General features: G+C 41.0%; 9 protein-coding genes. 5 read left to right on the top strand and 4 right to left on the bottom strand.

The features are described 5' to 3' along the window. Positions 1 to 336: 336 nt before the first annotated feature. From KQI94_RS13875 to KQI94_RS13860, 4 genes are all read right to left on the bottom strand, one after another. On the bottom strand, positions 337 to 1,323 hold the full coding sequence (locus KQI94_RS13875; protein ID WP_002368514.1) for a polyprenyl synthetase family protein: 987 nt from the start codon (positions 1,321 to 1,323) through the stop codon (positions 337 to 339). Between the two features lie 37 nt (positions 1,324 to 1,360). Continuing rightward, the gene (locus KQI94_RS13870; protein ID WP_002354743.1) at positions 1,361 to 1,918 is read right to left on the bottom strand and encodes a Gx transporter family protein; all 558 of its coding nucleotides are present in this window, start codon (positions 1,916 to 1,918) and stop codon (positions 1,361 to 1,363) included. Between the two features lie 11 nt (positions 1,919 to 1,929). Beyond that, complete coding sequence (locus KQI94_RS13865; protein ID WP_002354745.1) at positions 1,930 to 2,352, bottom strand: NusG domain II-containing protein; 423 nt, start codon at positions 2,350 to 2,352, stop codon at positions 1,930 to 1,932. A gap of 217 nt (positions 2,353 to 2,569) precedes the next feature. Further along, entirely contained in the window at positions 2,570 to 4,516 is a 1,947-nt protein-coding gene (locus KQI94_RS13860) for an NAD(P)/FAD-dependent oxidoreductase (protein ID WP_002354747.1), read from the bottom strand. Between the two features lie 277 nt (positions 4,517 to 4,793). On the opposite strand from KQI94_RS13860, the gene pplA reads away from it, so the two are divergent. The 5 genes from pplA to KQI94_RS13835 all read left to right on the top strand — a co-directional run. Continuing rightward, complete coding sequence (pplA, locus tag KQI94_RS13855) at positions 4,794 to 5,723, top strand: extracellular electron transfer flavoprotein PplA (RefSeq protein WP_002368513.1); 930 nt, start codon at positions 4,794 to 4,796, stop codon at positions 5,721 to 5,723. Positions 5,724 to 5,977: 254 nt separating this feature from the next. Continuing rightward, entirely contained in the window at positions 5,978 to 7,045 is a 1,068-nt protein-coding gene (locus tag KQI94_RS13850) for an FAD:protein FMN transferase (RefSeq protein WP_002354751.1), read from the top strand. Positions 7,046 to 7,058: 13 nt separating this feature from the next. Then, positions 7,059 to 8,006 (top strand): 1,4-dihydroxy-2-naphthoate polyprenyltransferase, encoded by a 948-nt coding sequence (gene menA, locus KQI94_RS13845; RefSeq protein ID WP_002368512.1) that lies wholly within the window; start codon positions 7,059 to 7,061, stop codon positions 8,004 to 8,006. 387 nt (positions 8,007 to 8,393) lie between these two features. Further along, a complete protein-coding gene (locus KQI94_RS13840) occupies positions 8,394 to 8,756 on the top strand; it encodes an LPXTG cell wall anchor domain-containing protein (protein ID WP_002368511.1) in 363 nt (120 codons plus the stop codon). After that, the coding region (locus KQI94_RS13835) for a hypothetical protein (RefSeq protein ID WP_099434170.1) at positions 8,743 to 11,765 on the top strand (3,023 nt) is incomplete at its 3' end. The genes KQI94_RS13840 and KQI94_RS13835, both read left to right, overlap by 14 nt.

The raw sequence follows: 11,765 nt of genomic DNA, 5'->3' as shown, positions 1-11,765 counted from the left end.
TGACGGTGGCAATTTCTCAAAAAAGGGGGACTGCCAATGTTTTTGCTTGTTCGCTTTTTCCCTAGAAAGGAATAGCACTGACTGTCTTTGAAGCATTGATGCTTGCGATTGCTTTCGCAACGTTAATTGTCAAAATCAGTAATAAAAACAACAAAAAATAAACCCGTCATAACCTTTAGCTGGGATTGACGGGTTTATTTCCGTATTAAAATCAAGCTACCGTCTTAAACGGTCTACCCGAGAGCGTATATCTAGTACGCTCTCTTCGTGTTTATTATACCAAGGTATCACCTAAAAAGCTAGCCGCTAAATCCTCAATAGGATCCAGCGGCTTTTTTAATTTTCTCTTGTCAAAATTGTTTGTGTAATTTCATACAATTGTTCTTTCGCTTGGGCCTTTGTTTCAGGAAGTTTGCTGATTTCTTTCAGCGCTTTTTCTGTGTAATGAGTGGCTAATTGTTGGGCCTTTTCTACGCCACCTAGTTCATGGACAAGACGATAAATTTCCTGTGTTTCTTCATTAGTCAAGGCTTCTTTTTTCATTAAAAGTGGCAACAAGACTTCACGATTGGCTTCAAGTGCATAAATCAAGGGCAAAGAATACACGCCTTGACGTACGTCTTCTAAGACGGGTTTGCCGATAGCATCGGCAGTTTGTGTATAGTCCAAAATATCATCAATAATTTGAAAAGCCAGTCCGATGTTTTCGCCGATTTCACCACAACGTTTGGCAAAACGTTGGGAGGTGCCACTTTCATAGGCACCGACAAAACAACTTAGCGCAAACAGTTCCGCAGTTTTCCCGGAAATATTTTTTAAATATTGGTCAATCGTTACCTCGAAATTATAGCGATTGTCCATTTGACCAAGTTCACCAGTCAGGACTTTTTCCATACTGCGCGAATTTAATTGAATGCTTTTTAATGAAGAAGAATAATCAGATAAGAGCTTGAAACAGCAAACAAAAAGATAATCGCCTGTATACACGGCTGTGCTATTGCCAAAGCGCGAACGCAGTGTTGGCAAGCCACGACGCGTATCAGCTTCATCGACAATATCGTCGTGAACTAACGTGGCGGTATGCAGTAATTCAATGGAAGCCGCTAACGCTGTCGCCTTTTTAGGGTCCCGCTGTTCACCAAAATAAGAGAACAACAGTTGGTAGGCTGGACGTAGCAATTTGCCGCCAGAATGAATCATGTCATGGACAGCAGCTTGAATTTCTTGATTATCGATTTGAACCGCTTGTTCCATCAAGCGAAGAGTAGTTGTTAATTCTTTTGATAACGTAGGATAGGTATTCCACATAGGATGTATATTCATAAGATGACTCCTTTAATTGTGGCGGACAGGTTTTCAATTAGAAAAATTGACTCCACTTATGTTTCGTTGTTTGTTCATAATTCAGTTGGAATTTTCGTAACGTCTGGACATGTTGTAGTAAATAATTAGCGGCAATCCCAATGGCAATCCCCGAGAGTAACCCAAACAGAGATAAAAATGGTAAGTACAGCATCGGCGCCCACGAATGAGCAAAGAAAGAGGTCGTTAGCAACTGACCAACGTTGTGTAAGAAACCACCAACGGCACTAATCCCAATAATGCTGACCCGTTTTGGCCCCAGCTGCTTGACAAGCAACATGCCGAAATAACTTAATAAGGCACCACTGGCACTATAGAAAAAGGTCGAAAGTGTGCCGCCCAGTAATGTCGTTAAAATCAAACGTAAACAGACCAGGAAAAAACTATCACGCTTACGCATGGTGAAAATCGCAATAATGGTAATTAAATTTGCTAGACCGAGCTTTGCCCCAGGAGCAAATGCGAAAGGGTAAGGAATCATATTTTCGATTAAACCAATAATGACCCCTTGGGCAACGAGCATAGCAATATAAATATTCTTGTGTAATTTGCTCATAGTTGTCGTGCTTAATAAATTAAGCTACCGTCTTCACTCCCATCAGAAGCTTCCACGGTGATAAACAAATTGTGGGGCAGACAGGCAATCGGGGTTTCACCAGGTTTGGAAATCCAGCCTCGTCGAACATCCACTAAGTCAGCACAGTTGGCTTCCTTCACGCGGATACGATCACCATCTACTTCAATCAGGTTGTAATCACCGTCTTTTGCTTCGTATTTATATGTATAATGCGGGCCGTCCTTTTTTAAGTCAAAGACTTTGATTACTTTGTTGTCTACTTTCAAGACTGCTTGATACGTAGCCGCTTCTTGACCACGGTTTTGCATGGCAAAAACAACAAGGGGCAGAAAAGAACCAAGAACTAAAATAGCAATAATAATAACGTCCCATGTTTTCAAGCGACTTTTCTTAATGAATTCTTTGATCGTCATTTTCTTCTCTCTCCTTTGGTGTTTTTTTCTTGTCTATCATAACACAGTGAACGGAAAAGAAGTATTCTTTTCCAGTTGAGCCACCATATTATATAAAAGAAAATATGTGGGACAAAAGTCATGCTTGACTGCTGTCCCACATACTAAATCCTATGATAGTCAGCTGGAGACATGTGTCTCAGCTTTTGCTCGTAGTTGTCAATCGATTATCGATTGCTTACTTACCGCCGTATCTAGCTTTCGGGGTACCATACCACGCTTTACCAAGTTTGCGTTGAATCCATGGAATTACCCAGCGGTCTAAACCGACAGCACGGCCTGAACCGTTCATCAAAGCAAAAGCGACAAAGATAAACCAGATATTTACCCAATAGAACATGCCAGATAAACAGAAGGCAATTGTTAAACCAATTGTAGCAGCACTTGATAACCAAGTGAATAAACCAGCAATCAATGCTAAAGCAATACATACTTCAACGATTGTCATGAATTTTTGCATGAACAAAGCAACTTCTTGGTTTGGCATCATAAATTTCATTACGCTTTCGAACCATTTAGGCATGTGATCAAACACTTGCATTGGTGTTTCGCCGTAAGCGTAGCTTAAACCAAAGTGCGCTGCTTGTGTTGCCGCATCGGCACCACCGCTTGCCGCCGCATCCGCCGCACCACTTGCAGCAGTTGTTGCTGTTTCAGTTGCTTGAGAAGCACCTGTTGTTACTTGTTCTTGTAACCAAGGGAATGGGAAAACGACTTTATCTGTGAACCAAGAACCATCACCAAACCAAGTGCTTGGTTTCAAGTAATCGCCGTTGCCGACAATTTTCTTCATTGATTCGACTAACCAAACCATACCATAGAAGACACGTAGCGGAACACTCCACAAGACATTGCCGTAACGAGACGTATGTCCGCGAGCAACAGAACGATCATCTTTAATATGGAAGATTTCGTGCATAATGTATTGGAACATATAGTAACCAGAACGAATATCAAAGAAGTATTTCAAGTTAACGATATGTTTCATAATGATGGCTAAGAAACCACTCAAATGAATTTTATCGAATAAGTTGGCAACGCCCCATTTCGCGCCGATGGAAACCATGAATCCTTGGTAGTTTCCTTTAAAGGCGTGTTTTTCGCCGCCTTTAATATCTGCAACGATGTTGGCAGCCGCAGTATGACCTGTTTGTTCAGCTGCTTGAACGATTTGAGGAGTTGGTGTATTTGGTGTTTCTTCGTAATAAACCAAGTCACCAATGATATAAATGTTTTTGTCTTCGTAACCTTTTGCTTGCATGTATTCATTCGCAACTAAACGACTACCACGTGCTGCTTCTAAACCAAAGTCAGCGGCATCAGAAGTTGCTTTCACACCAGCTGTCCAGATTAACGTATGCGTTGGTACTTCAGAACCATCTTTTAATTTAATGTGATCTGCTGCAACTTCAACGATTGGTGAGTTCAATAATAATTGAACATTTTTCTTTTCTAGATAACGTTCTGCTTTGGCAGCATCGTTACGAGATAACATGTTTAAGATGGTTGGCATTGCTTCAACAACCATTAATGTAATTTCGTCTGGATCAATTTTGGCATCTTTTGCTAAACGATCTTTCCAGTCGATTAATTCGCCGACCATTTCGATCCCAGTAAAACCAGAACCACAGACAACGAATGTTAACATTGCTTTGCGTACTTCAGCATCTGGTTCGATGGCTGCTTTAGCAACGGTTGCTTCAATGTGATGACGAATTTTCACTGCATCATCAAATGACCATAAGGTGAAACCATTTTCTTTCACGCCTGGTGTTCCAAAGTCGTTCGGTTCGCCACCCATACCCAGAATTAACTGGTCAAATGGATAAGAACCTGCTAAAGTTTTCACAACTTTGTTTTCTTTGTCGATTCCAGTAACAGTATCTGTTACCAATTTTACGTTTTTCTTGCGTGAGAACAAACGTTGTAAGTCGTATTGAATTGCTTCTGGTTCAACACGTCCGCCTGCTACTTCATGCAATTCGGTCATCATAGTGTGGTAAGAATGGCGATCAATCAATGTGATTGTTACGTCCGTATCTTTTTTAAATTTCTTTGCTAGAAATTTAGTAGCTGAAACGCCAGCATACCCAGCACCTACAACGACAATATTTTGCTTTGTCATTGACAATCCGCTCCTTAATATTGTAAGTAGTAAAATAGTGATAATGATTAATAAGTACACAAACGACTAACATTATATAAGTATTTCACGAATTTGTCTAATATAAATTTTAATTGTCAACAAATTTACTCCAACGATGAGTTTTTGATGAAAAAAAGACCGAAATGTAAATATTTTTAGGGGATGGTCTTGACAACGTTTTTAAAACCATTATAATGTGTAATGTATCACAAACTTTTAATGTTTGTGAAAATCATGAAAGAAAAGGTGACTATCAATGAAAGTGAATAAATTTGTTAAAGGTTTTGCGGCAATTGCATTATTTAGTTTAGTATTAGCAGGCTGTGGCGCAGACAAGAAAGACAACACAACGAACTCTTCTAGCGCAGCATCTTCAGAAACGAAAAAATCAACTGAATCATCAGCACCAGCGAAAAAAGTTGCCGGTGGCGATTTAAAAGATGGTACGTATAAATTAGAAGAAAAAAATGAAAAAAATGGTTACCGTGCAGTCTTTGAAATGACTGTAAAAGACGGAAAAATCACTGAATCTAAATATGACAACATCAATGCTGACGGCAAATCTAAAACAGAAGACACTAAGTATGAAGAAAGCATGAAAGCAAAATCTGGTGTTGGACCAAAAGAATACATCAAACAATTAAACGATTCTTTTGTTAAAGCACAAAGCGCAAGCGGTGTGGAAGTAGTAACTGGTGCGACTCATTCATCTGAATCATTCCAAAACTACGCACAACAATTAATCCAAGCAGCACAAGCTGGTAACACAGACACAATCGAAATCGACAATGGGGCAACATTGAAAGATGGTACGTACTCATTGAAAGAAAAAAATGACTCAAACGGCTACCACACAACATTCTCAATGACTGTAAAAGATGGTAAAGTGACTGAATCTAACTACGATAACGTGAACGCTGACGGCAAATCTAAAAAAGATGACACTGAATACGAAAGCAAAATGAAAGACGTTGCTGGCGTTGGACCAAAAGAATATATCGAAACATTAAACAAAGAATTTGTTAAAGCAATGGGCGAAGAAGACGGCTCACCTGCAGGTGTTGAAGTAGTAACTGGTGCAACACACAGCACACATTCATTCATCAACTACGCACAACAATTAGTGAACGCTGCTGAAAAAGGCGACACAACTGAAATCGTTGTTGACAACATCGTAACAAAATAAGTAATAATAAATGAATCGTGAAGTAGTTCCTGAAATGCTTTTCAGCAATTACTTGACACCATTGAGGGGTTGGGAAAAAGTCGGTTGGCTGACTTTCCCGCCCCTTTTTCTTCGCTAGTTCTGTCCATCATTTCACAAATTTTTTCACAGAAATTTGTGAATTTCCAAGAGAAAGACTTTTCATTTTTTCCAAAAAAGGCTACTATGCAAGAGAACTTATTTTTTAATTAAAGAAGGAAAGAAGAGGGAATCCTATGAAAAAGAAACTTCTGCTCATGGTGAGTGTTCTAGCAGTGCTGTTTGTGGCAGCTGCTTGTTCCTCAAAACCAGAAGCGAAAATTAATACAGAACCATACTCTGACCGTCAAACAATGCTTGGTACCTACGTTCAAATTCGCATCTACGATGATGGCAAAGAAGACGTCTTACCGAAAGCCTTTGCCCGTGTCAAAGAACTAGGCGATAAAATCACAGTCAACCAACCAGGTTCAGAAATTGATGAAATCAACCAAGAAGCAGGCGTGAAACCGGTCAAAGTCTCAGATGACCTGTATCCTTTGTTGAAAAAAGCCTATGAATACAGCAAAGACTCCCGCGGCGGCTTCGACATGGCAATTGGCCCAATCACCTCTATGTGGCACATTGGCTTCGATGATGCCCGCAAACCAAGCCAAGCCGAAATTGATCAAGCCTTGAAACTTGTCGATTACACGAAAGTCAAATTCAACGACAAAGAGCAAACCGTTTACCTTGAAGAAAAAGGCATGCAATTGGATTTAGGCGCAATTGCCAAAGGCTTCATTACCGATGAAGTTGTGAAAGTTCTGAAAGACAACGGCGTCACCACCGCTATCGTCGATTTAGGCGGGAATGTTTACGTCTTAGGACACAGCCCACGTGGCAAAGACATGGACTGGACAGTCGGCATTCAAGACCCGAATAAAGCCCGCAACACTGTTTTAGGTCAAGTCAAAGAAAGCAACAAAACCTTAGTCACATCAGGAATTTATGAACGCTACTTAAAAGTCGATGGCAAAACCTACCACCATCTCTTTGATCGTGAAACTGGCTATCCGTTTGATAACGACATCGCGGGTGTCACCATTATCACCGACAAATCCATCGATGGTGATGGTCTCTCAACAGCCGTCTTCTCAATGGGCGTCAAAAAAGGACTAGAATATGTCGAAAGTCTGAAAGGAACCGATGCCATTTTCGTCACAAAAGACGACAAAGTCTACATCAGCAAAGATATCGAAGGCAACTTTGAAATCGGCAAAGACTCTGGCTATACGATGGGGAATCGGGCCGATTTGAAATAAGGAGCGACTAAAAATGTCTTTAAATGTGTTTTTAAAAGTAGTGGAAATTCAGACGAAGCTTGCCAGTCTCTTTCCCTTTATTATCGGGGTCTTGTTTTCAATGACCTATTTCGGGGAAGTTCAGTGGGGCAACACGCTGGTTTTCTTCATTGGCATGGTGGTCTTTGATATGGCCACCACCGCCATTAACAATTACATGGACTTCAAAAAAGCCAAATCTGACGTCTATAAATATGAAGAAAATATTATCGGACAATCAGGCGTTTCACCACAACTGGTCCGCAACATGATTTTTGCCATGATTGCCTTCACTGCCGTTGTGGGTGCGTACTTAACGGTTCAAACAGGCTGGCTCTTCCTCGTATTAGGGGGGATTTGCTGCTTCATCGGTATTTTCTACACGTATGGACCGATTCCGTTATCCCGCATGCCCTTGGGGGAAATTTTCAGTGGCTTCACGATGGGCTTAGGCATCTTCGTCTTAACCGTTTACTTGAACGTCGTCACCAATCCGCCTTTTTACTTAACGGTCGATTTTGCTAGCGGCGCCTTTCGCTTAGACGGCAATTTCTGGGCGGTGCTTGCGATTGTCGTGGCGTCCTTGCCCTTGGTCTGTTCGATTGCTAACATCATGCTCGCCAACAATTTACGGGACTTAGACACGGATATTGAGAACCATCGTTATACGTTAGTCTATTACATCGGGCGCCCAGCAGGGATTGTGCTGTTTCAAGTGTTAGCGCTAGCTGGCTATCTGGTGATTTTATTCGGCTTCATTAGTGGTATTTATCAATGGCCTGTGTTAATCACGTTTGCCACTCTGCCTGTCATTTGGAAAAATATTCAAACGTTTAAACAAGAATTGCCGCAGCCGAAAAGTTTTCGCCATTCCATTAAGAACTTAATGGTTTTCAATGGCACCTATGCTTTAGGGCTATTCATTAGCGCCTTACTTGGTTAGTCTTGCGAAAAAATAGCGGGCTGGGCGAAAAAAATACTGTTTTTTTTCAGAGGCCTGCGTCAAAACAATCAAACAAAGCTCAAAATGTTAGTATTCGTTGCTAACATTTTGAGCTTTTCTTGTTAAAAAGAGCGGAATCTTAAAATTTTGTCAGGGGATTTTGGTAAAAATTTGCCGAAATCGCCCTTTTTTTGAGCCGATTATTAAATAACAGCTGTTGTAACTCTTGTCAGAATAGGAACCTTCAAAATTTTCGCATGGGGTGCGAAAAAATCGTCAATTTCTGCTGGGGGTTTCTTTGTTATTATAGAGGAGTAACAAAAGGTTGTTTCGTCTTTCTTGTGTAAAAGGGCAAGAAAGGCTAGCGAGTTAAAAGGAGGTTTTTCAATGAAAAAAAAGCGTTATTTAATGATTGTGTGTCTACTATCTTCTCCTAGTTTTTTTATAAATGTTGAAGCGTCTGATGGTGGTTCTAGTTCGGTGGGGATTGAATTTTACCAAAATCCGAGAACACCCGCTCCTAAAGATCCCCCACCGAAAACAGATGCGCCAGCTGCTGATCCCAAGGAACCAGCTGGTCCTCCGCAAGGAGATCAACGAAGTGGTGGTTCGACACAGACCACCACAACTGGCTCAACGCTCCCTCGTACAGGGAGCAAGAGTCAGGCAAATTTGAGCATTCTCGGCTTCGCCTTAATCGGTTTGGCGGGAATCGTACATAGAAAGAAGGGACGACATGAAGCAAACTAAGTGGCAACGATTAGCAACCATTGGCTTGTGTAGTTCTTTAGTAATTAACGCCTTTTCTGGTGTGACGGCAGTTGCGGAAACCGTGACGATTGAAAGTAGTCCGACCGCTGAAAGTAGTGCCAAGGAAGAGACGCAAGCCAGTAGCGTGAAGGAAGAAACAACGAAAGCCAGCACGGAAAATAGTCAAGTAACGACTGACACGAGTCAGGAAGAGGAAACGAAAGAAGCGGAGAAACAAGCAGAAACAGAAGTAAAAGAAGCGCAGAAATCTATAGAGGAGAGTAATCTGGGCTTATCAGAAAGTCCTGTTATAGAACCTAGAGTAATTACTCCCAAAGCAAGTATAAGTCTTCCTCAAACAACTCTTAATTGGGCAGTAATTGATGAAATGGGCAATAGTGTTCCTTTAGATACACCAATTAGTGGGAATAGATATTCAGGTCAGTTCGGGAAGCATGTCAATCATGGTGGTGTTAACTCTACACCATATTCAACAAGTTATGCAGGAAAAACGATTCACTTTAATCGATTGGTGGTACCAGGACTTGTGTTTAGTGATACATCAGAAGCATATATTTATGGGTTAAGAGTCTTGAGAGTCACATTACCTAGAATGTATCAAGGGCTAACGTTTCAGAGAACAGCAGGAAGCTTGCCACTAACTTATGCGACAGTTTATGGAAATAATGGACAGACACTTCAAACTCGTGTGATTATGAATGAGGCTCTTGTTTTAACTACTGGAAATACCTATGGTGTACGTGAAACAGGTGGATTAGGAAATATTTCTGTAAAATTTAGTGGTGCCCATCTATTTCTGGGTGCTTGGTCGACACCAAGTGTTCCAAGTAATTATTCGTTTTCGGTATATACTCCAGTGACTCCAACTAATAATATGAATATTTCTTATTTGTATACTCAAAGGCGCAAAGTCACCGAAAAGTTCGTAGATGCGAACGGCGTAGCCATTACACCGCCAACAGGGTTTACCCAAAATAGGAAAACACCAATGACTAGCAATGCTTTCACCTTCAAACAAGCAGGCACCTTACCAGACACCTATACGACAGGTGGTAAGACCTACAAGTTCAAAGGCTGGTACAAAGGGAAAACCAAGCCAAGTACCTTGACCACGACGAAAGCACCAAGTTATAAAGTGACGTATGATGGGAATGATGACTTGAATGTGGTGTATGAGGAAACAAACTTCCCAGCAGTCACGTATCAATTTGGTTTTGTGAACGAAGCAGGACAATTAGTGAATCCTGCTGATATTAAGATTACGTATGATTATAAGAGTGTTGATTATAGAAGAGCAACTAGCGCTTTTTCTTACGGCACAATTGCCGACAATCAAAGCGCACCAACAGTGGGCAACTTAAAAAATGTGTCATTTCCTGAGACATATATAGCTCGTCCTACTGAGGGAGGCTGGAATGGAGAGGCGTATTCTAATTTCTCAATTAAACTGCCAAGATACTATCAATCGTTAAATCTTTATGATAAGACGAACAAAATCAATCCAAACTATCCGTTACCAGTAATCACTCAGAACTATAGCGCTTCAGATAATGTGGTTCTGTCTGAAACAGCGGCAATTTCTTTGTTAACAGCAACACAGAGACCAGATCAGAGCTATACACCAAAAGAGCAGGTTTCGGGGGAGGGAAGATACCCAACCCTTTTACGTAGACTTATTAGCAGTATCGATGTGGCTTCTGGGAGTGCAACCTATCAAACGTTAAGCGGTCCAGTTTACTATCACTTAACCAACCGCAAAGTCACCGAAAACTTTGTAGACACAAGCGGTGCCAAAATCACACCGCCAACAGGCTTCACCCAAGGCAAACAAACGGCGATTACCAGTGACCCATACACCTTCAAACAAGCAGGCACCTTACCAGACACCTATACAACAGGCGGTAAGACCTACAAGTTCAAAGGCTGGTACAGAGGTAAAACCAAACCAAGCACCTTGACTACTACGAAAGCGCCAAGTTATGGGGTGACGTATGACGGGAATGATGACTTGAATGTGGTGTATGAGGAAGAAACAGTTACGACCTTTTATCCATCAGTCAATATGAACTTTGTGAATGAAAAAGGTGGTGCTTTCACACCGGCGTTAACCTTTAGTGGTAAGTATTATGTACGAAGAAATAGTGACAACGTAATTACCAATTTATATGACGTGACCTCAAAAAGTAAGGGTAATGGACAATACACGGTAAGTATTAACAATGGGAGTGTCCCATTATCCCAAGAGTTATTTAGAAAGTATACGAATGGCTATCTGCCAATGGTTCCAAACTCACTTGCTTTTAGGTTAGACAAGTTAGCAATTGATCAACAGTTAAAATATGTTGATAGCATTCAAGTAGAAGCTGCTCAAAGTAGCGGTTTGAATGTGTATGGCTATGACTATACAAATAGTAGCTCAACGATAATCGATTCGAGTGTAGCGCCTACGGTAAGTAATCTGTCTACAGCAGATATTAATGGACTAAATTTTAAGACAGATGGAACCAATTTTTCCAATACTAGTTTTAGATTTTTGGGCATGACCATAGGCAGTAGTATGAATGCTAATGGAAGTTATCTTTTTTTTACGAACCTTTTCAGTAATAATCCGACCAATGATGCGAAGTTAGTCTACAAAGTCACACGAAAACAAGTCACCGAAAACTTCGTGGATGTCAACGGTGCCAAAATCACTGCACCAACAGGCTTCACCCAAGGTAACCAAGTACCAATGAACAGTAACACCTTCAAGTACACAGCGGCGAAAGCTTTACCAGCGACGTATACTGCAGGTGGCAAAGTCTATACCTTCCAAGGGTGGTACAAAGGGAAAACCAAGCCAAGTACGTTGAACAAAACCACAACACCAACGTTCAATGCGACTTTTGATGGCAATGATGATATGACCGCCATGTATAAGGAAGAAATACCAACGGCTAGTGTCACATTAACTCGACCAAAAGAAGTGATCGATACGAATACCAATGT

The organism is Enterococcus sp. S183_ASV_20, from assembly GCF_018919685.1.
GTDB lineage: Bacteria > Bacillota > Bacilli > Lactobacillales > Enterococcaceae > Enterococcus > Enterococcus faecalis.
Note: the sequence above shows the minus strand (reverse complement) of the source record. Positions and strands in the feature narration are given on the sequence as shown.